Annotated in this window: 17 protein-coding genes; 6 read left to right on the plus strand and 11 right to left on the minus strand. The window is 42.7% G+C overall.

What is annotated here, in order from left to right; genetic code table 11:
- Positions 1 to 92: 92 nt before the first annotated feature.
- Positions 93 to 3,188, minus strand: coding sequence for a TAT-variant-translocated molybdopterin oxidoreductase (locus COR50_RS03870; RefSeq protein ID WP_098192767.1), 3,096 nt, complete (start codon positions 3,186 to 3,188; stop codon positions 93 to 95).
- Between the two features lie 137 nt (positions 3,189 to 3,325).
- Positions 3,326 to 4,606, minus strand: a complete 1,281-nt coding sequence (locus COR50_RS03875) for a c-type cytochrome (RefSeq protein ID WP_394336706.1) — start codon at positions 4,604 to 4,606, stop codon at positions 3,326 to 3,328.
- 839 nt (positions 4,607 to 5,445) lie between these two features.
- Between COR50_RS03875 and purN the strand changes: the two genes are divergently transcribed.
- Together purN and COR50_RS03885 are read left to right on the plus strand one after the other, a co-directional pair.
- Positions 5,446 to 6,015: a phosphoribosylglycinamide formyltransferase gene (purN, locus tag COR50_RS03880; protein WP_098196090.1), complete on the plus strand. Its 570-nt coding sequence runs from the start codon at positions 5,446 to 5,448 to the stop codon at positions 6,013 to 6,015.
- A gap of 47 nt (positions 6,016 to 6,062) precedes the next feature.
- Positions 6,063 to 6,719, plus strand: coding sequence for a hypothetical protein (locus COR50_RS03885; protein ID WP_098192768.1), 657 nt, complete (start codon positions 6,063 to 6,065; stop codon positions 6,717 to 6,719).
- A gap of 82 nt (positions 6,720 to 6,801) precedes the next feature.
- On the opposite strand, the gene COR50_RS03890 is transcribed toward COR50_RS03885, so the two are convergent.
- Together COR50_RS03890 and COR50_RS03895 are read right to left on the minus strand one after the other, a co-directional pair.
- Complete coding sequence (locus COR50_RS03890; RefSeq protein ID WP_098192769.1) at positions 6,802 to 9,093, minus strand: TonB-dependent receptor; 2,292 nt, start codon at positions 9,091 to 9,093, stop codon at positions 6,802 to 6,804.
- A 347-nt stretch (positions 9,094 to 9,440) separates the two neighbouring features.
- Positions 9,441 to 9,809: a MerC domain-containing protein gene (locus COR50_RS03895; protein WP_157760607.1), complete on the minus strand. Its 369-nt coding sequence runs from the start codon at positions 9,807 to 9,809 to the stop codon at positions 9,441 to 9,443.
- A gap of 180 nt (positions 9,810 to 9,989) precedes the next feature.
- On the opposite strand from COR50_RS03895, the gene COR50_RS03900 reads away from it, so the two are divergent.
- Positions 9,990 to 10,616 (plus strand): SCO family protein, encoded by a 627-nt coding sequence (locus tag COR50_RS03900; protein WP_098192771.1) that lies wholly within the window; start codon positions 9,990 to 9,992, stop codon positions 10,614 to 10,616.
- A gap of 14 nt (positions 10,617 to 10,630) precedes the next feature.
- On the plus strand, positions 10,631 to 11,062 hold the full coding sequence (locus tag COR50_RS03905; protein ID WP_098192772.1) for a Fur family transcriptional regulator: 432 nt from the start codon (positions 10,631 to 10,633) through the stop codon (positions 11,060 to 11,062).
- Between the two features lie 73 nt (positions 11,063 to 11,135).
- On the opposite strand, the gene COR50_RS03910 is transcribed toward COR50_RS03905, so the two are convergent.
- The 3 genes from COR50_RS03910 to COR50_RS03920 form a co-directional block, all read right to left on the minus strand.
- Positions 11,136 to 12,866 carry a M3 family oligoendopeptidase gene (locus COR50_RS03910; protein WP_098192773.1) on the minus strand — a complete coding sequence of 577 codons (1,731 nt, stop codon included), beginning with the start codon at positions 12,864 to 12,866 and terminating at the stop codon, positions 11,136 to 11,138.
- A 118-nt stretch (positions 12,867 to 12,984) separates the two neighbouring features.
- The gene (locus tag COR50_RS03915) at positions 12,985 to 13,632 is read right to left on the minus strand and encodes a DUF5606 family protein (protein WP_098192774.1); all 648 of its coding nucleotides are present in this window, start codon (positions 13,630 to 13,632) and stop codon (positions 12,985 to 12,987) included.
- 118 nt (positions 13,633 to 13,750) lie between these two features.
- Positions 13,751 to 16,300, minus strand: coding sequence for a lamin tail domain-containing protein (locus COR50_RS03920; protein ID WP_098192775.1), 2,550 nt, complete (start codon positions 16,298 to 16,300; stop codon positions 13,751 to 13,753).
- Positions 16,301 to 16,415: 115 nt separating this feature from the next.
- On the opposite strand from COR50_RS03920, the gene COR50_RS03925 reads away from it, so the two are divergent.
- Both COR50_RS03925 and COR50_RS03930 read left to right on the plus strand, forming a co-directional pair.
- On the plus strand, positions 16,416 to 17,405 hold the full coding sequence (locus COR50_RS03925; RefSeq protein ID WP_098192776.1) for an aspartate-semialdehyde dehydrogenase: 990 nt from the start codon (positions 16,416 to 16,418) through the stop codon (positions 17,403 to 17,405).
- Positions 17,406 to 18,184: 779 nt separating this feature from the next.
- On the plus strand, positions 18,185 to 18,403 hold the full coding sequence (locus tag COR50_RS03930; protein WP_157760608.1) for a hypothetical protein: 219 nt from the start codon (positions 18,185 to 18,187) through the stop codon (positions 18,401 to 18,403).
- 224 nt (positions 18,404 to 18,627) lie between these two features.
- On the opposite strand, the gene COR50_RS03935 is transcribed toward COR50_RS03930, so the two are convergent.
- The 4 genes from COR50_RS03935 to uvrB all read right to left on the minus strand — a co-directional run bounded on the left by COR50_RS03935 (position 18,628) and on the right by uvrB (position 24,517).
- On the minus strand, positions 18,628 to 19,287 hold the full coding sequence (locus tag COR50_RS03935; protein WP_098192778.1) for a DUF2461 domain-containing protein: 660 nt from the start codon (positions 19,285 to 19,287) through the stop codon (positions 18,628 to 18,630).
- Positions 19,288 to 19,421: 134 nt separating this feature from the next.
- Positions 19,422 to 20,477, minus strand: a complete 1,056-nt coding sequence (locus COR50_RS03940; protein ID WP_098192779.1) for a porin — start codon at positions 20,475 to 20,477, stop codon at positions 19,422 to 19,424.
- Positions 20,478 to 20,672: 195 nt separating this feature from the next.
- A complete protein-coding gene (locus COR50_RS03945) occupies positions 20,673 to 22,055 on the minus strand; it encodes an ammonium transporter (RefSeq protein ID WP_098192780.1) in 1,383 nt (460 codons plus the stop codon).
- A gap of 422 nt (positions 22,056 to 22,477) precedes the next feature.
- Complete coding sequence (uvrB, locus tag COR50_RS03950; protein WP_098192781.1) at positions 22,478 to 24,517, minus strand: excinuclease ABC subunit UvrB; 2,040 nt, start codon at positions 24,515 to 24,517, stop codon at positions 22,478 to 22,480.
- Positions 24,518 to 24,576: the final 59 nt, after the last annotated feature.

Genomic DNA, 24,576 nt, shown 5'->3' on the forward strand with positions numbered 1-24,576 from the left:
CAGTCCCCCACGGGCTTTTTACTTTTTTAAATCCTGTTCTCTTTCTTCAAAATGCAGCAAAGTACCGGAAGGGTACCTTGCCACGAATTATATTAGTGATGTGCAGCTTCGCTATGATGTTCTTCTTTTGCTTTAGGAGCAGCATCTTTATTCCTGATCTTAGCCAAGTAGTTGATCGAAGGCAATACGTGCGTTTCTTCCAACACGTAGTACATACGTTGTGTTTGCTCTTCGCTTCTCAACTTGTAAATCGCACTATCCTTATCATTCACGTTACCGAAGATGATCGCATCGGCAGCACATGCTTGTTGACAAGCAGTTTTAGCAGCGCCGTCTTTCATCGGGTGACCGGCTTTCTTAGCAGCCAACTTAGCATCTTGTAGGCGTTGTACGCAGAAAGAACATTTTTCCATTACACCGCGGCTACGAACCACAACATCCGGGTTCAATACCATACGTGTTAAGTTGTCGTTCATATCTGCAACATCCAACAAGTTATCTTGGAAGCTATCAGCGCCGTTGAAGTCTCTCCAGTTGAAGCGACGAACTTTATAAGGACAGTTGTTTGCGCAATAACGGGTACCGATACAACGGTTGTAAGCCATCTGGTTCAAACCTTCAGAGCTATGGTTGGTGGCGGCAACAGGACAAACGTTCTCACACGGAGCATTATCACAATGCTGACACAACATCGGTTGGAATACTACTTCCGGATTATCAACATCTCCGCTGAAATAACGGTCGATACGGATCCAGTGCATTTCGTGCGCTAAGATCACTTGTTCTTTACCTACAACGGAAACGTTATTTTCCGCTTGGCAGGCAATGGTACAAGCACCGCAACCGAAGCAAGTATTCAAGTCGATAGACATACCCCACTTGATACCAAGGTTAGCATGTTTATCAGGATATAAAGTACCGTCATAACGGAAATCTTCACCGTAACGGGCTAATTCCTTCCTGTCTTCGTTTACTTCTTCAGGATTAGCGAGGAATTCTTCCAGGGTAGTTTCCTTAACAATCGGGCGACCTTCATAGCTATTATGCGTCTGGGTTTGACCGATCGGGTACATCTTGCCGGTAGCTTCGGCTTCAACAGCAGTGCTGAAGTAGTCGAAAGTAGTACCGTTATATGTTACGAACTTGTAAGCATTTTGACCCACTTCACCGGCAGCTTTACCTACATTTTCTTTCTTACCGCGACCGTAACCTACGGCGATAGCCACCACTTCAGGATGAATACCCGGTACGATCAGCAATGGCAATTCCATTTCTTTGCCGTTGGCCTTAACCTTTACAACTCTTTTATCTGCGTGGATTTCATAATCATCACCCAGTTGTAAGCTGTTCAAGTCTTTCGCATGGGAGTTAGAAACGCAGAGGTAGTTATCCCAAGTAGCGCGTGTAATCGGGTCAGGCATTTCTTGCAACCAAGGGTTGTTAGCCTCTTTACCGTTACCGATCGCCACTTTTTCATACACTACCAATTCAAATTTGCCACCCGCTTTCGTTTTGATTTTGCTAGCAGCAGTGGCTACATCGCCATTGAAGGTAGCGCCACCTAAAGCCGGTGCTGTGGCAGGTTCAACTATACCATCTTGCAAAGCTTTATCCCAAGCAGCTTGAGAACCCAGTTTGGCAATCCAAGCATCCTTCAGGTAATCTTCCCAAAGTGTTGGGTTACCGGACCAAGTCAACAAAGACTGTTCGAAAGCCCTGGTTTTAAATAACGGGGCGATAGTAGGTTGCGTGAAGCTGAAATAACCCGTTCTAGGTTCAGCATCACCCCAGCTTTCCAAGTAATGGTGAGCCGGAACCAAGTATTTAACTAATTCTGTAGTTTCATCGTAACGATCGTTCAAAGAAACGGTCAACGCCACTTTTTCTAGACCCTTTTTGAAGTTATCCGCATCAAAATAGTCGTAAACAGGGTTTACACCGTGCAGGAACAAGGCGCCTACATTTCCGGCATTCATATCGGAAACCAATTGCACCATATCAGCATCGATACCTTGACGGTAGTTGCTGGTAGTAGCCCAATCGATCGTGGCACCGTTAGCGCCTGCCAAGTTGTTGATCGCGTTTACCAAGATTTGAACATTCACATCGTTAGAACCGCAAACAACCAAGGTTTTACCTTGATTAGCCTGGATGGCTTTTGCAGCTTTAGCGATACCTTCTTTCAAACGGGCATTGCTGATAGCAGGAGCGGCAACATTACCGCCCAATGCTGCGTAAAGATTCAAAACAACAGCACCCAGCTCGGAAGGTTTGTGTGTATACCTTTCATCCGCGTTAGCACCGGTCAAGCTCATCATACTTTCAAAATGAAAGTGCTTGCTCATGCTCGGGTTCTTTTGATTGATTTTACGGTTTTGACCGTATTGTTTAGAAAATTCAGCGGGACTTAACCAGGTACCGAGGAAATCGGCGCCCAAGCTAACAATCACCTTTGCATTTTCGAAGTGGTAAGAAGGTAATACCCTTTTACCGTAGCTAGCTTCATTAGCCAACAGCATACCGGCAAAAGAGAGTGTATCGTAAGTTACGTGGCGGCCGCCCGGATATTTGGCAACAAATTCGCCGATAACTTTCTTAGTAGAAGGGGAGAGGATGGAAGAAGTCAACACAACGGCTGATTTTCCACCGATAGCAGCTAAACCGGAAGCGATTTGCTTATCAACTTCGGCAAAGTTTAACTCCTGGATTTTAGATTTATCACCTTTAGTAGAGTTCAGACCGGGGAAACGCAGGCGAGCCACATCGTACAGGTGCAAAACAGAACCTTGAACGCGGGCGGTAGTTGCGCCACCGGTGATAGATGATAGTTCGTTACCTTCAATTTTGATAGGTCTGCCTTCGCGGGTTTTTACCACGACAGGAACAAACTCACCGTCTTGAACGTAAGTAGAAGCATAATAATTTGGTACACCCGGGGTAATATCCTCAGGTTTATTAACATACGGAATAGCCTTTCTTACAGGTATTTCACAGCTTGCAGCAATCGTGGCAGCAGCCGTGGTAAACCCTAAGTATTTCAAGAAATCCCTACGCGGGGTAGTAGCATTCAGCAGGCTTTCACTCTCTTCAAAAGGGAGATCTTCCCTGAATTCGTTAGCCACTGCTTCCTGGTGAGAAGCGGTATTGTGCAACTCCTCCAAGCCTTTCCAATACTTTTTTTGCTCCATGTTATTTATTACGAGTTACGATTTACAAATTGTTCTTTCCCAGTTTCCTGCTTCCTTATCAAGAGTATAAACAGGTTACTTTATATATCATTCATACAACAATCGCCGCCTTTCAGTGCGACGATCGCTATACTATTTTAGTAGTGACATTTTTGACATTCTGTACCACCCAATGTTTCAACGGTAATATCACTGGCTTTCATTTTACCGTTCGCGATATCTTCATGTAGTTTCTCGAAAATGGTAAAGTATTTGTTTTCAGTGAATTGAACATTGGTTGTGCGGTGACAGTTAATACACCATCCCATGGATAAGTCAGCGAATTGGTGTACTTCGTCCATGTCTTGAATAGGACCGTGACAAGTTTGACATTGTACTTTACCGGCTACTACGTGCTGTGAGTGGTTGAAGTAAACATGGTCAGGTAAATTGTGGATTTTAACCCACTCGATCGGTTTACCCGGTTTAGTATATTTACTGGCATCCTTATCCCAGCCGATAGCATCATATAACTTCTGTATTTCGGCAGTACCATTTACCTTCTTGCCTTCAGCAGTGTATAAATCCGGACCGGTATATTCATTAATAGACTTGTGACAGTTCATACAAACATTCTCCGGCGGAATCATAGCATGCTTACTCTTCTCAGCTCCGGAGTGGCAGTACAAGCAGTTGATCTGGTTAATCCCGGCGTGTACTTTGTGTGAATAGAAGATCGGCTGTTCCGGCATATAATCTTTCTGGCGACCTAAACCGATAGCTCCCTGGATTGTGAAATAACCACCCACCATAAATAAGAGCACAATGCAGATTGCGATATATGCTTTATTACGGTAGAAAGGAACAGGCTCCGGAGTAGGTTGACCCTCTTTATCAGCAGCCAACTTGTTCAAGTTGCTGTTGATCTGCATCAGGACAATCGCAACAACGGCCAAGATCAAGGTAATAATACCGAAGATCAGGTTGTTGGTAGAGTTGTCCGTTTTACCAGTGGTAGCGGTTGCTCCAGGAGCACCGGCAGCGCCGCCGGGAACAACTTTCTCTTCTTTCGCGATATAAGCCAAGATATTGTCGATGTCCTCATCAGTGAAACTTTCGAAAGGAGTCATTACGACATTGTACTCTGCGTACAACTGCTTGGCATATTTATCACCTGAAGCGATTACCTTTTGAGAGTTACGGATCCAGGCATGGAGCAATTTCTTGTCTGCCCATCTACCTTCAACACCAGCCAAAGCAGGACCAGTTAATTTCTTGTGAACATTATGACAACTAGCGCAATTGGCTTTAAATAAGGCTTGACCTGCGGCTGGGTCACCCTGAGCTTTAGTAGTTAAGGATGACAGTACTAGACCAGCGCATAGGATAAAGACACTCACAAAATGCTTGCGCAAACGAATGGAAACACGACGATACACAGTCTATATTAATTTAGATTTGACCAAAGATTCCTTAAAAGTGCTCGCAAAAATAAGACAGAATGTTGACAATTTCCCAACAATCCTAAAAAATTCTTACGGGCTTATATGCTATATTTTATTGATTATTAAATTGCTTCCGTTGGCTTAAACTCCCTACTATTAAAACTTTCAGACGTTTTGGCGACCCTTATCAGTTGCTTCCTGGAGTCCCGGTCATATAAGATATAGTTATGTAATTCCTTGTGAACAACTATAATTGTCAATATCTCATCTAACCATTTTCCCCGGAAAAGCCATAAAATATCCGGGCTTCAGCCTCCTTCTCCAATTTAACCCGACCAAATTAGTAAATGTTAAAATTCCCTTTCCTGACTTAAATCATATTTCAGTGAAAAGCGCCCTACAATTTTTTATATAATGGAAATTCTAAGCCTCGATCATTGTTCAACATGTATCTGCAATGCTCTACCCGGTGTGTATGTACAGGTTCTAACACCTTAATATATATAATAGATTTGTTGGTTCTTTACTGGCTTGGCGCCCTTGTGTCATTTATCTAGTGCTAGCCTTTTCACCCAATAACAAGTTTCATGAGCCCAAGGTTTACTACAACCTTGAAATTAAAGGTAGTATTTGTAAAACACGGATTTATAGGGCCAATAACGACATGCTTCTCAAGCAATTGTAAGAGATCACAATATAAAATAAAGATATTTTATATAAAAACCTACAAAAACGCCGATAATTTAGCTTGTATAATATAATATATAGAGCCTGCTATTTGAATGCTTCTTCCTATTTTTGCAGCCGTTACAAATACTATTAATCAAATTCCATTGAAGAATATTGCCATTTTTGCCTCCGGAAACGGAAGCAACGCTCAAAAAATTATTGATCATTTCAAGGGAAACGACCAGGTTTCCGTGAAATTTATCCTCTGCAACAAACCGGGCGCCGGGGTATTTAATATCGCGGAGAAAGAAGGTATTCCTTCTGTTTTAATTAACCGGGAGGATTTTTATAAATCCGACAACTATGTCGTTTTATTAAAAGAAGCGGGTATCGACCTCGTGGTTTTGGCAGGATTTCTATGGAAAGTTCCCGCTAACCTAATTGAAGCCTTCCCTAACAGGATCATTAACATCCACCCCGCGTTATTACCCAAATACGGGGGGAAAGGCATGTATGGACATTTTGTTCATGAAGCCGTAGTGGCTGCCCGGGAGCAGGAAAGTGGCATCACCATCCATTATGTTAATGAGCATTATGATGAAGGCGCACCCATCTTGCAAGAGAAATGTGTACTTTCAGAAAACGACACCCCGGAAGACGTAGCGAGGAAAGTACAAGCCCTGGAACATCAATGGTTTCCCATAATTGTGGAACGATTATTGACAACTTTATAATATCATGCATCATTTAATATTGATGCCTTTACGATATCCAAACAGGTATGAAAAAAATTGTTATCGCCCTTGTTATTACTTGCTGTTCGCTCCAGTTGTCGGCCCAGGAGAATCCTGTCGCGCCTTCAAAAAGCACGCTGAAAGTAAACCCGACAACGCTAATCAATGAATTGGACTTATACTGGGAGCAAGAATTGAGCAATAAATTCAGCCTGGAGTTCGGCGCTACCTTTATTTATAGTGATTACCCTGATTACCTGTTGTCGAAGCGGATCGATATCGGTCAGAAAAAACCGGATATCTCTACCGACCAGTTCGTGGAAGGCCTTGGTTTTGGTGCAAGGGTCGGTTTCAGATGGTATTTATTCGCTCTTAACGGTAGCCAACATGCCAGCGGAACCTATTTCCAACCTTCATTATTATATAAGAGGGTGTATTATCCCGCTACCGATTTCGACTTTAACGATGAAGTCTTCAAAAATAAAGCGCACAAGGATGTTTATGGATTACAATTCCTGATCGGCAGGCAATTTACCCGCCAGAAAGTGGTGTTCGATCCTTACCTGGGTGTCGGCATCCGGGGAAAAGTATACCATTATGCTAATTACAACGTGGAAAACGATGTGCTGAACTTAGATAAAGGCCATATGGTAAGTATCTTACCGAGTGTTCACCTAGGCATAAAAATCGGCCTCAACCTCTAGCGGATCATTTGCTCCATAATACATAAAAGCCTGCCCGGATTGCATATACAAGGGGCAGGCTTTGTTTTTAACCCATAAAAAACTATTTGATGCTGAACCTAGCCCCCACGAATCCCCGGATGCCCTGGTTTGGCGCGTACACGTACGATGGATCGAAAGTCAGCGCATAGGGATTCCCCGGGGTTGGCAATGCATTCCCCTGTTGGTCAAAACTAACATCCTTGTCAAAGGGATCAAACGGCCGCGCGATGGCATCTCTTCGTGGACGGAAGTTTAAAAGATTTTTTATCCCGGCATAGATCTCGCACTGCGAGCCGATCTTTTTCGTGAATTGAATGTTTTGAATACTCCAAACCGGGGAATTTTCCGGGCGGGGATCCAAATCACTGACCAAGGGCAATTTCATGGGCCCGTAAATATTTCCGGTATAATCTACCGATAAAGCCAATGGCTTAATATTATATGATATTACCCAGGTGCCGGAAATTTTTTCCGTTAGCAAGGGCCGGGATCTCCTTTGTCCCCCCTCTTCATCTTCCACCTGGTAAACATCGGTATAAGTCATCCCGGCAATTATTTTTAGCGGGAAGCGAAAGCTGATATCCATGTTCATACTCAAGCCCTTGGAGATAGCATAACCATCCAGGTTATCATAAATAACTTGTTGATAGTTAGTTTCGTAGTCCGGTATGATCTTATTGGAGAACCTGGTATAAAATGCCGTAACGTCAAAACCAAGGAAACTCTGTCCCCAATTGAACTTATTGGTATAATTAAGGTTAATATTCCAACTTTTCTCCGGCTTCAGGTCATTTTTAATGATAACATCCCTAGCACCCGTAAGCGCGGCATGATCTTCGGTAAACAGGGAAACCACCCTGTAGCCGGTGCCGGCATTCAGGCGTAATACATGTTTATAATTTGGACTCCACTTATAAGCAATCCTAGGTGTAAAAATGTTACCATGGATGGAGTTATAATCATACCGCAAGCCCATCAGCAAGGTATGATTCCGGTGAAAGGCATATTCATCCTGGATAAAAATTCCCGGCAGGAATGTTTCTTGGGCTTGGTTAACAAATATCCCGTCCTTTTCTTTATTAGTAACCGGGGTATTATCATCATAGTAGGTATATCTTACCGGGATACCGGCCACCAGGCTGTGGAACTTTATTTCCTTATCCCATGTTAGCTGCCCGAAGGCGATCTTTTGCGTTGCCAGGAACCATGTGTCGCCATACGCTGAATTTTGATCATGATAATTTAACGAGTACTGGAACATGAGCCGCTCCGAAGCGGGTAACTGGTAATTCCCGATCAGCTCCCATCGCTTCGTATAAATACTTTCCCCGTAAACTTCGTTGCCGCCCCGGTACTTAGGTTCCCAGTTCATCTGCCCACCCCAGCGATCTTCGTAATAAAACCTGGCTGCCAAGTTGGCCACTCGATCCAGTTTCCTTTTAAACGACCATTTATTGAATATGGAGATCCTGTGTTGTAGCGTAACATCGGTAAAACCATCATGATTTTTGTCGAGGGGATGTTGATAATTATAATAATTCACCCCGAGCAGCGAATGTGCCTTTTTCGCGATATTGAATTTATAGCCCAAATCCACATTCAACTCCTGCCAGGTAGTTCCCATGACATCAGCAGTAAATTTAGATGCCGCATCCGGGTTCTTCGTAATGATATTGATCAAACCTGCAACAGCTTCCGATCCGTATAAAGTCGAAGCCGGACCTTTCACAATCTCTACACGCTCCACCAAGCTGTTGGGAATGCCGGAAAGTCCATATACCGTTGATAATGCGCTCACAATTGGCATTCCATCGATCAACACCATCGTATAAGGTCCTTCCAAGCCATTGATATGGATATCACCGGTATTACAAACATTACAATTGATTTGCGGACGAACACCATTCACATTTTGCAAAGCATCGAAAATGCTGGGCGTGGGGTTCTTTTTGAAGAAAAGCGGCGTGTAAACTTCCACGGGAACAGGGCTTTGCATTTTGCTTACCGGCTTTAAAGTGCCGCTGATAACTACCTCCTGGAGCCCCGAAGCCGCCGAAAGCATTTTAATTTCCAGTTGGTTCTTCCCATTTTTTACCTGGACGACCTGTTTTATTTTTTCATAACCCACCGCTGTAACTTGAATGTAATATTTCCCAACCGGGACATCTGCCAGGATGAAAGAGCCGTCCTCCGAAGTAACGGCGCCCAGGTTTGTTCCCAGCAAGCCGACACTGGCATAAGGCACAGCTACCGAATCAGACAACACTTTCCCATACACGGTAGCTTTCGATTGTGCCAATAATAAAACAGGGCATAGGGATAGTATCAAAAAGGGTAAAATTCTATTTAGCATGATAAAAGGTTAAAGTTTTAACTTCTTTGCAAATTTAAATTCAGAACAGCTATTCATCTAAATTTTTATTTAGTCTTATCTAAATTTATTAAAATTAACAAAAACCCTTATCCAATAAGGCTTACAGCAATTAAAGAATAACTTTAATTGCAAATACAGCGCTTAGATTAGAATATTATTCTCACTCAAAAAACAGTAATGCCCGGTTATCGAGTGATTGTTTTACTGGGCAAAATGCATGTCGAAAACATCAATAATACATTGATAACCAAATAAAAGTGCCGCCTATCAACCTTAATCAGAGCATATGGTGGCGGCACTTAGGCAGGACTAAAATATTTTTTAGGTCAATGGGCTATTTTACGCCCCAACCACCAATTATGTACATGCGCGTAAATGATAACCGTGATGGATAGGATTAATACCGGGACACTCCATCCATCATTGATCCAGTAATGCGAAGCCAGCAAACCGGCAAAACCGGAAGCAAAAAGCGGCAATAAAAACCATTTCCCGTGATGCTTTCGCCAACCGTGGATCAATGACCATGTCCCTAAAATCAAAGTACAGGCTATAATTATCCCTTCGAAAGATTCATGACCCTCCGCGTGCTCCGATACGATCGGGGAAACCGCCAAAACCAAGGGCATTACTAAGCAATGCACAGCGCATAATAGGGAAGCTGTAACCCCTAAAGCATCCAGGTTGATTTTCATCTTCATCCAATTTTTATTCAGAATGCAAACTTATGTATTATTTGCAACATTGTTGCATAATTATTTTTATTTTTGCATACGGAAACGTATCCGTAGAGTTTTAACTTAAAATATGATGGCTTTTGGCAAGATGTGTAGTAACTTTGAAGATCGATTTGAAGTACCAAAGAGAAGGGAACTATGTCAAAAAAAGCGATATTTTATATAGTGTTCTTTGTTGCATTGAGCGCTATGTTCGTTGGCTACAATGCCTACGTTATTAAGGATGAGACCGGTAGTTATTATGGTAAAGAAAAACTGCCTTACCTCGGTTCTCCCGGGCATGAAGTGCAAGGTTTTTCCTTCGTAAACCAGGAAGGCAAAACGATCACGAAAGATTCCGTGAAAGGCAAATTTTACGTGGCAGAATATTTCTTTACAACCTGCACAGGTATTTGTCCGAGGATGAATGAAAATATGGAGAAGGTCTACGAAGCTTATAAAGACGATCCTAATTTCCGAATTTTATCGCATACCGTAGATCCGGAGTATGACAGCGTCCCCATTCTTAAAGCTTACGCGGAAAAACATCATGCAGATGCTAAAAATTGGTGGTTCTTAACCGGTTCTAAAAAAATGTTATACAAACTGGCCAGGGAAAGTTACCTCGTTGATGATGGGCATTATACCGGAGATGAAGATTTCGTTCATACCCAATGGTTCGCACTTGTAGACGGTAAGGGCCGTATCAGGGGATTATATGAAGGCACTAAAAAAAGTGATATCAATAAGTTGATCAAGGATATTGACCGCTTAAGAACTGAATAAATACAGGGAGAGTTATGGCAACGCAAAAACAAAAAGAGAAAATTGCTACTTGGTTACGCGCTTGCAACTTGAGTGTTACAGAAACCCGCATCAAGATATTGGAATTATTCCTCAAGAGCAACGGCGCATTAGAACATGCTGATTTTGAGAAATTAACGGGTCAAACATTCGACCGCGTTACGATTTACCGTACTTTACAAACTTTTCTGGATAAGGGATTAATTCATAAAATTCCCACGACAGATACTTCTGTCCGCTACGCGCTCTGCAAATCCGATTGCAAGGAGCATGAGCATCACGATCAGCATATCCATTTTAAATGTGAGCAATGCGGCACTACTACCTGCTTGGATGAAACGGATGTACCCAACATTCATTTACCCAAGGGATACAATATGCATAATGTAGAAGTAGTAGTGAACGGGGTTTGCAAGGACTGTAAATAATAATTCCCCCGCTAACCTAAATTGAAAATTCATGCTGGCGGGGGATCAAATAATATGATGAAAAATTACTTGCTTATGAAGCCAGGATATGCTCGATTTCTTCTTGTACAAAATCAGCTAATTCCTTAACATAAGCAGGGGAGAAGTCAAACTTAATTCCCGCCGCTTCGTATAATTCATGTAAAGTTTTCGTATAACCCAGGCTCAAGGCATTCATATAATTCTCTAACGCTTGCGCCGGATTTTCGCGGTATTGCTTCCACATCGCGATCGCACCCAATTGGGCAATCCCGTATTCGATATAATAAAATGGCACTTCAAACAAATGCAACTGCCTTTGCCAAGCATTTTCACGGATCGTTTCAAAACCCGACCAGTCAACAATCTCCGTGGAGAACATTTGCTGGATATCGTTCCATGCCTGTGTACGTTCCGCTACGGAATGTTGCGGATGCTCGTATATCCAATGTTGAAATTTATCGATCGTAGCAATCCAAGGAAAAATGTTGATAGCCCGCTCCAGTTGTTGCAGTTTAGCTCTTTTCAGATCGGCTTCATCCCGGAAGAATATATCCCAATGATCCATCGTGAACAATTCCATGCTCATGCTCGCTACTTCTGCTATCTCGCTCGGGTACTCCTTAAACGCTGTTAACGGCAAATGATGGCTCAGGAAAGAATGTACGGCATGGCCGCCTTCGTGTACCATCGTGGTAAGATCTTTCATCTGCCCGGCGGCATTCATGAATATAAAAGGAACGCCTGTTTCGGGCATCGGGCAATTATAACCGCCCGGCGCCTTTCCTTTGCGACTTTCCAGGTCTAACCTTTGCATCTCTTTCATCACGCGGATACAATCGGCAAAATACGGATGCAGCTTGTTAAAACATTCGATTGTTTTATCAGTAAGTTCAGCGCCTGTTTCAAACGGCGACAAAGGTTCTTGTCCCGCGGGTTCTGCATCGGTATCCCAGGGCCTCATGTGTTCCAAGCCAAGTTTGGCCTGTTGACGTTCAAGGCTTTTTTTAACCAGGGGAACGATATGTTGGCGCACCGCTTCATGGAATTGAAAACAATCTTCCTTAGCATATTCGAACCGGCCCAATTCCTCGAATTTATAATCGCGGTAATTATCAAAACCAGCATTTACGGCTACATGGTGCCTTTTCTGCACTAATTGGGAATAGAGGTTATCCAATGCCTCTTTATCTTCCAAACGACGTTTGCCCGTTTTGGTAAACACGGATTCGCGGAGCTCGCGGTTGCTGCTTTCCAAGAATTTAGCCGCTTGTTGCAGAGTATACTCCTTTCCATCCAGTTCAATCGTCATTTTTCCGGCGATGGCTCCATATTGTTGAGCCATTACACTTAGTTCGGCTTGTAACGGAATATTTTTCTCCTGGAACAATTTCACTTGCTTGCGTACGCTTCTCAGGTAGGGGAAAAATTGTTTTTTGTCTAATTGATCCACGAATGGGGACTCCAACATTTTCCGGTTCAGCGCATCAGCATAAGGCTGTAGCTTCGGTTGGATCTCCATGCAGAAATATGCAAATGCTTCTTCGAGGGATTTATCCGTGGTATCGCGGGTCATGTTAACTTGGCGCCAACAGGCATCTTCACCGATCACCGCTTCCAACTCGCTGATATCCCGGAGCCAATGATTTAAATCCTCCAGGGAATCGATCTTCCTTTCTTTCAGCTCTTCAAAATAAGGTTGTAGCGCTTCCCAGGTTGTTACTTTGAAATCTGCCGGGAGCAGTTGCCTCGGGGCAGGCTTTATATGTGCATCTAGATTCAACATAAATTCATCTTATTTTAAAAAAAATTCCAAGCAAGCTGTAGGTATAGCAAGAATAAACCAGGCTAATACGGCTACAGGATGCTTGGAATGTTAAGTTATGAATTCCGGGAGAAATATATTACTCCCCTGATTTCTTTTTACGGGTAGTTTTAGGTTTGGCAGGCGCTTCTTTAGCATCATCAGTGCCAGCTTCTTTTTTGGCCTTTGTTGCTTTCTTAGGCTTTGCTTCTTTCGGGGCATCTTCACCCTCGGTGGCAGTTTTAGCTTTAGCCTTAGCTTTGGCTTTAGGCTTTGCTTCTTTCACCTCTTCCGTAGCTTTGCCGGCTTCTTCAACCTGCGCGGCCTCTTCTACCGGGGCTTCTTCTTCTGCGAGGGCTTCCTCGAATATCAACAGGTCGTTAGTTTTGAGGATGCCAAACCATTTGATCATCTTCTTCATATCACTAACATATACCCTTTCTTCATCGAACTCGGGGAATACGTTTTTGAAGTAAGATTTGATCGCGTTATTATCGGATTTAGCTTCGATCAAAGGGAATTTAGCTTCATTTTCTTGCATGGCTTTGAAAACAGAAGCCAAGTTTACGTTATCACCTGTTGTGAATACTTCAATGCTCTCCAAAGGCGTAAAGTTATGGATGCGGGAAGAAACAAAACGTGTTACTTTATCTTCCAGCGACCTTACAATAGCACCATCCTGTTTACTGGCTACCAATTGGAATAAACCACCTAAACCAGTTATTGCTACGATTTCTCTGTACTGCATGTTCATTTTTTTAAGAAGGGCAAATATAAAAAATTAGCCTATAATGCCCGCTTTCTAATTTTCAATTTAATTTCCAATATATAGAATAATATCAATTTATCCTTTATAAATCAGGCCCCTATTCATTTCTCACAATTGCCACAACTATCTTTTTACGGCCAACATGCCCCTTAATATCATAATTTTCCAATAAAAAAAGATATTGACCCGCGGGTAAAAGCTTATCCTGATCATCTTTTCCATCCCAAATAAATACATCATTCCCTGCTAAAAGAACGTTTTTCACCCAATGGTTGACTAAATTTCCTAATATATCAAATATATAAACATTCAAGACGTTCCCCGCTAAATCAATAGGTATAGTAAGACTACAGATATCATTCCAACCATCATTATTAGGCGAGATTATCTTGGGATTTACCTTCCAAGATGAACTTCCCTCCAACAAATATCTCGAATTTTCATATCCCGGGGTCCCGTAACCTGCCGATGAGGCTGCCGATTGCCAATTACCATGCACATTTCCCAAGTTCCAACTAACCCGCTCCAATGCAATTCCCTCTACATTCGAAATAGCAGGAGAATGCATACTTTCCCCGTAGCAAAACTCATCCAACACCGTCCCTTTATAATCGAGCAGTAGCGCACAGCCCTGTTCATCAGGGAAGCTGGGTAAGGAAGCTACCGTTCGGCATGCAAATTCGTTTTTACAAATGTATTGTGAACACAGTGAACGGGGATCTTTGCAAAAGACAATATATTCACCGGGTAGTATCACATCCGGCTCCCCGCTGGCTTGCACAATGGTGCCCAAACTTCCATCCCAGTTCCGATTGGCAATAAACAACTGCTGCAAGTTCAACACTTTATCACTCTTATTGTATATCTCCAGGTAATCTTGTTGGCCAGGGTGCGGATTAAACAGGATTTCATTGATGAGTAACATCCCTTCTGCGGGTGGCTGCGCCCAACCAAATCGAATATCCTTAATCCTGATCTCATCTTCGGAGTCGCAAGTTTTAATTCCCTCGATAGATAAGCGGTGTAAATTCCCGCTATCTAATGGTCTTTCCCATTCCAGCAACAACATGTTTTTGAACGGATCCAAGGTTATAGCCTTGGGATGAATCGCGTTATCTAGCGAATAACGGGATAATAATTGCGCACTTTGAAGGTCGTAAGATACCTCCAGGCAAAGCTCCGTATGGTATTCATCAGGACAATATATTGACCGGATGTCATTAGCATTTGCAACAGTATCGTGGAATTGACTATTGGGCATCCCGGGAGTTCCTCCCGACCCGTTTAAGCTGAATGCCCAGCCAGTACCACCATAGCAAGCCAGTTTATCATCTGTTAATTCCAAGCTCCATCCACCTAATGCCTTAACAGGATCTTGATATAATGACATTTGATATGATACAGCATGAATCCACTGCCCCGAATTATCCAGCAGGATCAATTGATCCTTCGATTGCAAATTTAACATGGTGTTTACCGTACAGACATCTTTCCCCGGAAAAAACTCCCGCGCAGCAATATCGCATATCAATAAATAACTACCTACCACCATACGGACACTTGGCAACAACAAACTACCCTTGGATGAGATCAACTGCCAACCTGCAAGGTTAACAGGATATTGAGCGCTGTTCTTTAGCTCTATATACCGTACCGGGTAAGGCATAGCCGGTAATGGTTGATACATGATTTCGGAGATAAGTATATCCGCCGGCCCGGCTTTAGAAACAGCTATGTTAAATTCAACCGGACCAGACTTGTTTCCGAAATAATCACGAATACCATACAAAGTAAGCGGAAATTCAATATTATGCGGCAGCTGCTCCCGGAAGGAAAGTATTAGGCGGTTTGCGACAACTGGATCCGGCAAGAGATCATAGCCGGGCAAGCTCCCGGCCACCAGGGAAACATCCTTTAGCAGGACGGGAGCATCAAATACGAGTATCCAAGCACTATCATTGAGGGGACTTAACCCTTTCAATACGGGACCTGAACCTATCATTCCGGCCGGCATGATTCTAATATCATCAAAAAAGTGCTGCCCGAAGAAACTTGGTGTTGATTGCCTGATCGCGATACCTATATACCCACCTGGCAAATAAGCTGTATCCTCCATGCTACCTTCTAATTGAAAATACTCGCCGGTGCCGGTGCTATCGTGAAACAGGTACCACCGGTGTTCATCATCCAATAAAAGTCGCAGCTTCCCGGTATTATCAGATTTATTGAAACGTCCATCCCGCCCGTCTATTAGCAATTCCGGTTCAGCGCCCGGAAACTGGCGGTAAAAGGAACATTCATCCTTCGTACCACCCATCCTAACAAAGTATGCAGCAGTGGTAGAAGATGGGAGCACCGCATCGGTGGCGTTGATATACCAATCCACGTAATTAGCGCCGGAAGGATTGAATTTCAATTGAAAAGACAATTCCCAATAAGCGGATCCCGTTACCGGGCTGGCAAAAGAACAGTAAAAACGCGTGTTGGGCAGGAGGCAGGCCGACTGCAATTTGCCATCCCGCACAATAAAATTCGTATCGCCTTCCGGGAAACGGCTTGGATTACCCGGATCATCAAAAGAAAGCAAATACTGGCTACAGGCTATCATTGGCCATAGTAGCAGGCAACAAACAATGGTCAGTTTCATATTCAACTGGGTTTATATGAAGATAAAAAAAATTTAGCTCGTTTAGCCCGGGGTAGTGTAAAAGCCAGTTTGTTGTATTAATTTTGAACTCCTTAAAACATTCAATAAAATTAAAATGAAAGTAGCCGTAGTTGGAGCCACCGGGCTGGTAGGCTCAAAAATGTTACAAGTACTCGAGGAAAGAAACTTCCCTGTTACTGACTTGATTCCTGTAGCCTCTGCCAAGAGCGTAGGCAAGGAAGTAACATTTAAGGGCAAGGCGTATAAGGTGGTGGATGCAGATACGGCTATCTCCATGAAGCCCAATGTAGCTATTTTCTCCGCAGGGGGTAGTACATCCCTAGAATGGGCTCCTAAGTTTGCTGCCGCAGGCATCACCGTTATCGACAATTCCTCCGCTTGGCGTATGGATCCAAGCAAAAAACTGGTAGTACCGGAAGTTAATGGCGACGCTTTAACACCCGAAGACAAAATTATTGCCAATCCTAACTGTTCTACCATTCAAATGGTATTGGTATTGAAACCTTTGCATGACAAATACAAGATCAAGCGCGTGGTAGTTTCAACATACCAGTCCGTTACCGGTACCGGTGTAAAAGCGGTGACCCAAATGATGAACGAAAGGCAAGGTATTAGCGGGGAGAAAGCATACGCCTATGAAATCGATTTGAACGTTATCCCCCAAATCGATGTTTTCATGGACAACGGTTACACGAAGGAAGAGATGAAGATGGTGAATGAAACCAAGAAAATATTGAGAGATGATAGCGTGAAAGTAACGGCAACAACTGTACGTATACCGGTAATGGGCGGTCATAGCGAATCGGTAAATATCGAATTTGAGCAAGAGTATGATGATGCGGCACTGCGTAATATTTTAAGCGCAACACCCGGCATTATCTTAGTAGACGAGCCGGCAAAAGCAGCTTACCCGATGCCGAAAGATGCACACGATAAAGACGAAGTTTTCGTGGGAAGAATCCGCCGCGATGAAACCCAAGAAAAAACGGTAAACATGTGGATCGTTGCTGACAATCTCCGCAAAGGCGCCGCTACCAATGCCGTACAAATCGCGGAATACTTGCTGGCAAAGCAATGGTTATAATACAATTCATTCAAAATTAATATTTCAACAAAACAGGTATGGTCCCTCCAACAGCGGGGCCATATTTTTTAGCCAGATAAATCAGTATCCGCTCTAAACCAAACGCTTACACGAAAAATACCCCGATCCGTGTCATCCTTAAACCGGTAATTTTAAATCTGTTGACATAGTTAATTCTTATCATTTTTTAAAAAAAGGGCATACTATTTACAATAAAACGTACAGGTTATCGATTTCTGCGTTAATATTGCAACAACAGGAGCATATGTTTTCCGGCCATTACCGGGTATATATTTCCGAAAGATTGCAACTAAACCATGCCTATGCTGGGCAAATGCCTAAGATTACCAATTGATTTACAATAATTATGGAGAGCTGGAATTGTCGGGGATGGAAAGGCGGTGACGTAAGTTATCGGACTAACGCCACCGGGCACACGAAAAAGAACGCTAAATTTTAACTTTTTATTGCATTTGTAAAGAATTTACCGTAAATTCACTATCCGCGTTTTTATTGTAACGATTATGCCTAAACGAAAAAAAGAGGGAAAGCCGAATTAGCGCTTACTGATAGCATGTTGATTCAATTTATAATAAATCAACATATTTGGGTTAAAAAATTACACGGAAGTAGTATTGAAATGTGCCAGAATAAATTGAATTTTGATTGACAGTCCTATATCCTATTAGTTATTTTATTGGATGTTTTGAAAATCATTTAATAATTACTAAAGTCCCTTTTTTCCTATGAAAACCAACACCAATCGCGAACTTTTGCTCATGCATAAGTTTACTGAAGAATGGAGCACTAATTTTTCGTCACAAGTATCCAGGATCATGACGATCGTGGATCAGAAAGACACTTTAGACGGAATTATGCCCATCATCGAGGTGGCCAATGTTTACAACCAGCGTTTTGCACAAAACAGGCTAGACAAAGAAAACCTATTAAAAAATCGCAAGACAAGACCTTTCGAATTTCTAATTCACAAAAACTAATTACGAGTAAGTATTGCACACATGCACCTTTCGGATGGTGAACAAGGATTAAAGCATCAGCACAAACTCCTCTTCATTTATCCATGAACGTTATCCTGTGAAATAAAAAACCTAGTTGTCGGTAGCAAGAAATTTTGCTTCCTCCCGGCAACTAGCAGCAAATCTCCGTATAGCCCCCAAAAGCTCTCGAAGTGATTTACCATGATATTATTCCCGGGATCAAGTTAATCTAAAGCGGTATTTAAGAAGTCAACAAAGCTTTGCATTGCCGCGAAAGTCTTCAGCAACTCCCTGGCGAGAGTAGGCTGTGTGAGCATTGTATCCGGCACCTGGCAGGATGCAATAAAACTTTTCAGTTTCAAGTATTCTATAGCAGGGTTATCCATCGAATAACCTTGCGGAGCATTCTTTAAAGCATCACCGGACACGGTTCCGAATTGCTTGATGAATGATTTGTTGCCTACGATCTTTTGAAATTCCTCGAAATTATAATCGATCTCTTGACGTACCTTTTTCAACACGGGCGCTTCCGGCATCCAGAGGCCCCCCGCTAAAAAACTATTGCCGCCGGGTTCAAACTGGAAATAATATCCTGCATAGGCGGACTTCTTACCTCCTTTAGAAAAATAGGCGCCCATATTAGTTTTGTACGGAATCTTATCTTTCGAGAAACGCACATCTTTATAAATGCGGAACGTACAATCTTTCGCAACCAAGTTGCCCAAGTCCGTATCGATCTTACCCAAGCCCTGGATTAATTGCAATACAAGGTTATCGAAATCTTCCTTGGCGGCGATGTAAGCATCTTTGTGTGAATCGAACCAAGGTTTGTTATTGTTTTTCTTAATGTCCTTTAAGAATTTTATAGAGGAAGCTAGTAACATGATCAATTATTATGATAACAAAAATAATTGATTATCACAGCAAAAAAAAGTGTGCGATAAAAGATCGCACACCTGTTACATAATTCGGTTAGTAGTTAAACCTTTCTTATATGAGCCAAAAATTTAAACCGATTCTAAAAATGGTAAACGGCTGCTACTAAAACATTGGCCGTATTACTCTTCGGTGAATCCCCTTTCGTAAATATCATCTCCGAAGCATGATCTAATCGTACTTCCGGGATGATGGTCAAACCACCGACTTTATAATTTCCGGAGAGCGTAAAGCTCCATACATCACCACCATTAGCGAGTTCCTCAGTGCTAGTGAAGACTTTTAAATTGTCTTTATCAGAGAAATATTCGGTTCTTAACGTTAGTCCGAAATGCTCCGTGGGGTCATAATTAAAATACAATGCAGAACCATACCAGTTGCCGGAACCTGCGTCGCTATATGTACTATAGGTACCGTTATAGCCAATATTGAATTTCGTATTTACGGTATATGTGATTACCGCATCCAACTGGTCATTCCGTACGTTGAAAGTATCTTCACCACCGATGTAGTTCAGGTAAGCTTTCACGGGAGAAGCTTCCTTGATAAAAGCCAATTGCGCCCCGATGTACTTCTTGTTGGTGAAGGAAGCCGATTTAAAATCGGTAGGATCGAATACCCCTAACATGGCAGAGAAATTAGATCCCAATGATAAATCGGCCTTCACACCGGTATGGAAAAAGGGTCCATAGGAAAACATGTAACTCATGCTATAATTCCTATTCAGATAAGCATCGACTAGCTCGTATCCAACGTGCGTCGTCCAGCTTCCGATTGTAAATTTTAAGAAATCAGCAGGGGCATACGATACATTCAATTGCTTAATAGCTAACTCGCTGGTACCTGCATCATTATATGAAAATTCTGCGGCTCTTTTGCCGAAACCTACATCTGCAACAAATCCTACATTCTTGTAATTATGCTCTAACTTGAGCGATATCATTCCCAACTCGAAAGAATTATGGGAATTGGTGAAACTCGTTTTGTTGTCTGAGACGTTTTTATTGAAATTGTATTTATAATATACATCCGCTGAACCGCTCAATTTCAATCCTTCGGGAAGTAATCTCAAACTGTCTTGCGCGTAGGTGGCACAAGCAACGACCAGGGCCAACACCAGTAATAATCCTTTTTTCATTAGCATTAATTTTGGTTGATAAAATGGGGTGGAAAACTGCTGCAAATGTTAAGGTGCTAATGATGATGATGGGTGGAACTTGACTAAACTCCGTATGTAAAGAACTAATTGTAAAAAAATCTTTTTGGCAACAACCGCCGCAGCGCACCACGACAAGGCGCCGCAACGGTTGTCTTGAATTTTTAAAACTGGCTATTATTGCGGGAGTAATTCATCTTCCTCTTTTAATGTGCCATTACCGCTAACAGACATGATCTGGGCATGGTAATTTTCGTTGTGCTGCGATACATCCAAGCCCAAATCTTCTTCTTCCTCGGAAACACGAAGTGGGTGTATCATGTCAATAAGCTTGAATATTGCATAGGATACCGCGAAACTGTAAGCTACCACGATAACCATTCCCGTCAATTGTGTCAGGAATAATTTCGGATTGCCATACAACAAGCCATCGCTTCCTGCCGCATTGATAGTTGTCGTTGCAAACACACCTGTCAACAACATACCTACCATACCACCTACACCGTGACAAGGGAATACATCCAAGGTATCGTCGATAGTTGATTTCGATTTCCAATGAACCACCATGTTAGAGATGATAGCCGAAATGAACCCGATGAAAACACTTTGCGGGATCGCCACGAAGCCGGCAGCGGGCGTAATCGCAACCAAACCTACCACGGCACCGATACAGAATCCCAACGCTGAAGGTTTACGACCACGGATCACATCGAAAAATACCCATGATAAGCCTGCCGCCGCTGAAGCGGTATTCGTAACAGCGAAAGCAGAAACTGAAAGGGAATTGGCGGCTAATGCCGAACCGGCATTAAATCCGAACCAACCGAACCACAACAAACCGGTTCCCAACAATACAAACGGGATGTTGGCCGGTGTAATATCTTTTTTCTCAACATGATCTCTCCTACGTTTCAATACCAACGCACCGGCGAGCGCAGCACAACCCGCAGAAATGTGTACCACCGTACCACCTGCAAAGTCTAATACGCCCATCTTCAATAAGAAACCATCGGCATGCCAGGTCCAGTGCGCAATTGGAGCATATACTAAAAGGCTGAATAATACCATGAACAGCACGTAAGAAGTAAAGCGGATGCGTTCTGCAACGGCGCCTACCACCAAAGCCGGGGTAATCACGGCAAATTTCAACTGGAATAAAGCAAATAATAATAACGGTATAGTTCCTACCGGCGCTCCATCGGGGATACCTTTAAAGAAGAAGAAGGTACGCGGATCACCTATAAAACCACCGAGATCATCACCGAAAGCCAGGCTGTATCCAACAACTACCCAAAGGATACTGATGATACCCGTAGCAATAAAGCTTTGCATCATGGTGGAGATAACGTTCTTGCGGTTCACCATACCTCCGTAAAAGAATGATAAGCCGGGGGTCATTAAAAACACGAGGCAAGTAGCTACTAATATCCAAGCTACATCTGCCGTGTTGTATTTACTCACATCGGCAAATGCGGGGACCGACGGAATAAATATGCCTATGCAGGCCAAAGCTGCCAAAAAGATAAATGGCAAATAATCTTGAAATAATGTTTTCTTCATAGCACTTGATTTTATAATTCGCAATAAAAGTATAATTACGATATAAAAAATCAAATAGAAGGCTATAAAAATGGAAATATTTGAAAAATATGCAGAAATAGCCTTTCAACAACTAATCATATTACAAATAATTATATGTTAATTTATATTTTAGCTGTTTGGGAATTGGCTCGCGGGGCATAAAATCAATTTAAATCATTGATATTAAACCATTTATAATATCATTAATTTTATGTGAAGATTTTCAAATTTTCGATATTTAAATTAGTACCGCTTATTTACATTAACTCTTATAAATAATTATTGTTCAATATTTTACATAAAATCCAAATACATATATGTTACGAAAAAGAAGATTAATTTTAAATAATACATTATAAATAATTCTATATTTATAATATTTAATCAAGCTTGATTTTAATCTACCGTTTCATCATTTCTAATTGCTGTTGCATTGCGAACATCTGGTCGCGCAATCTTGCCGCTTCCATAAAGTCCAAGTCCTTGGCAGCCTTTTCCATATCCTTTTTAACCTTCCCGATAGCTTTTTCCATCTGCGGGATCGTATTGATATTACTATATGCTGCTCCCTCTTCCGAAACGATGGTTAACTCGTCATGCACTGCCAAAGGTGAATCTTCATCGTAATGCTTGATCTCCAGCACGCTTGTTTGTCCCAAGATCTGCTCCTTGCTTTTGCGAACGGTTCTCGGCGTAATTCCATGTTCTTTATTATAGATATCTTGTTTCGCGCGGCGACGATCCGTTTCATCGATCGTGCGCTGCATGCTATCCGTGATTTTATCGGCATAAAAGATTACGAGGCCATCCACGTTACGGGCAGCACGGCCTGCCGTTTGGGTCAGGGAGCGTTCATCTCTCAAGAATCCCTCTTTATCCGCATCCAGGATTGCCACCAGGGAAACTTCGGGCAAATCCAACCCTTCCCTTAGCAAGTTTACCCCTACCAGCACATCTATATTCCCTAACCTCAGGTCACGCAAAATCTCTACTCGCTCCAGGGTATCCACTTCGGAGTGGATGTACCGGCTTTTAATATTGATGCGTTCCAGGTATTTATTCATTTCTTCCGCCATCCGCTTGGTTAGCGTTGTTACCAGCACACGGTCGCCTTTTAAAACACGCTTATCAATTTCATCCAATAAATCATCGACTTGGTTCACGCTGGGGCGGATTTCAATCGGTGGATCCAACAAACCGGTAGGTCTTACAACCTGTTCTACAACCACGCCATCTGTTTTGCGTAATTCGTATTCTCCGGGGGTAGCGCTCACGTACACGACCTGGTTGGTCATTTGCTCAAATTCGTAAAAGTTGAGCGGGCGGTTATCTAATGCCGAGGGCAAACGGAACCCGAAATCAACCAATGTAAGTTTCCGGGAGCGGTCGCCGCCATACATCCCGCTAATCTGCGGGATGGTTACGTGGCTTTCATCGATCACCAATAGAAAGTCCTTGGGAAAATAGTCCAACAAACAGAACGGCCTCGTTCCGGGAGAGCGCCTGTCGAGGAATCTACTATAGTTTTCGATGCCGTTGCAATAACCTAATTCACGGATCATTTCCACATCGTAGGTCACCCTTTCCGCTAAGCGTTGCGCCTCGATCAATTTCCCTTGTTCCTTGAAATAATTCACCTGTGCAGACATTTCGTCCTGGATCTCTGTTAAGATTTGGTGCATCATATCTTTCGGCGCCAGGTAGAGGTTAGCAGGAAAGATCGCCGCGGTATCCATTTTCCCGATACGTTTACCCGTTTCAACTTCAAAGCTTTCGATTTCCTCGATTTCATCGCCAAAGAAAGTGATCCTGTAACCGTAGTCAACATAAGGTAGGTTAATGTCTACCGTATCTCCCTTCACACGGAAGTTACTCCTGTTAAAATCCCCGGTGGTGCGGGTATATAAAGCATTCACCAATCCATGTAACAAGGTATTGCGGCTCATTACCTGTCCTTGGTGTAAACGGATGATGCCGTTTTCAAATTCAGTGGGGTTCCCCATACCATAAATGCATGATACGCTCGCTACGACTATAATATCCCTTCTGCCGCTTAATAAGTTCGAGGTAGCTCTCAATCTCAGCTTATCCAGTTCCTCATTGATAGATAAATCTTTTTCTATGTAAGTATCACTCACGGGCATATAAGCCTCCGGCTGATAGTAATCATAATAAGAAACGAAATACTCCACGGCATTATCGGGAAAGAATTGCTTCAGTTCTCCGTATAGCTGCGCCACGAGGGTTTTATTATAAGTTAGTACCAAGGTAGGCTTCTGCGTATTCTGGATAACGTTGGCCATGGTAAAGGTCTTACCGGAACCGGTTACTCCCAGCAATGTCTGGTGCTTTTCCCCATCGAGAATTCCCCCGGTTAATTGCGCGATAGCCGTGGGTTGATCCCCGGCGGGTTGATATGGCGATTGTAATTGGAATGGCATGTTAAATATTTATATTTGATGTAAATGGGAGTATAAAAACTTTTTTATTCAGTTGTTCT

The organism is Chitinophaga caeni (genome assembly GCF_002557795.1).
GTDB lineage: Bacteria > Bacteroidota > Bacteroidia > Chitinophagales > Chitinophagaceae > Chitinophaga > Chitinophaga caeni.

Excerpts from the sequence above, each read along its gene's own strand:
- COR50_RS03870 (WP_098192767.1), bottom strand. The coding sequence starts at position 3,188 with ATGGAGCAAAAAAAGTATTGGAAAGGCTTGGAGGAGTTGCACAATACC.
- COR50_RS03885 (WP_098192768.1), top strand. The coding sequence starts at position 6,063 with ATGAAAAAAATTGTTATCGCCCTTGTTATTACTTGCTGTTCGCTCCAG.
- COR50_RS03890 (WP_098192769.1), bottom strand. The coding sequence starts at position 9,093 with ATGCTAAATAGAATTTTACCCTTTTTGATACTATCCCTATGCCCTGTT.
- COR50_RS03895 (WP_157760607.1), bottom strand. The coding sequence starts at position 9,809 with ATGAAAATCAACCTGGATGCTTTAGGGGTTACAGCTTCCCTATTATGC.
- COR50_RS03900 (WP_098192771.1), top strand. The coding sequence starts at position 9,990 with ATGTCAAAAAAAGCGATATTTTATATAGTGTTCTTTGTTGCATTGAGC.
- COR50_RS03905 (WP_098192772.1), top strand. The coding sequence starts at position 10,631 with ATGGCAACGCAAAAACAAAAAGAGAAAATTGCTACTTGGTTACGCGCT.
- COR50_RS03910 (WP_098192773.1), bottom strand. The coding sequence starts at position 12,866 with ATGTTGAATCTAGATGCACATATAAAGCCTGCCCCGAGGCAACTGCTC.
- COR50_RS03915 (WP_098192774.1), bottom strand. The coding sequence starts at position 13,632 with ATGCAGTACAGAGAAATCGTAGCAATAACTGGTTTAGGTGGTTTATTC.
- COR50_RS03920 (WP_098192775.1), bottom strand. The coding sequence starts at position 16,300 with ATGAAACTGACCATTGTTTGTTGCCTGCTACTATGGCCAATGATAGCC.
- COR50_RS03925 (WP_098192776.1), top strand. The coding sequence starts at position 16,416 with ATGAAAGTAGCCGTAGTTGGAGCCACCGGGCTGGTAGGCTCAAAAATG.
- COR50_RS03930 (WP_157760608.1), top strand. The coding sequence starts at position 18,185 with ATGCATAAGTTTACTGAAGAATGGAGCACTAATTTTTCGTCACAAGTA.
- COR50_RS03935 (WP_098192778.1), bottom strand. The coding sequence starts at position 19,287 with ATGTTACTAGCTTCCTCTATAAAATTCTTAAAGGACATTAAGAAAAAC.
- COR50_RS03940 (WP_098192779.1), bottom strand. The coding sequence starts at position 20,477 with ATGAAAAAAGGATTATTACTGGTGTTGGCCCTGGTCGTTGCTTGTGCC.
- COR50_RS03945 (WP_098192780.1), bottom strand. The coding sequence starts at position 22,055 with ATGAAGAAAACATTATTTCAAGATTATTTGCCATTTATCTTTTTGGCA.
- uvrB (WP_098192781.1), bottom strand. The coding sequence starts at position 24,517 with ATGCCATTCCAATTACAATCGCCATATCAACCCGCCGGGGATCAACCC.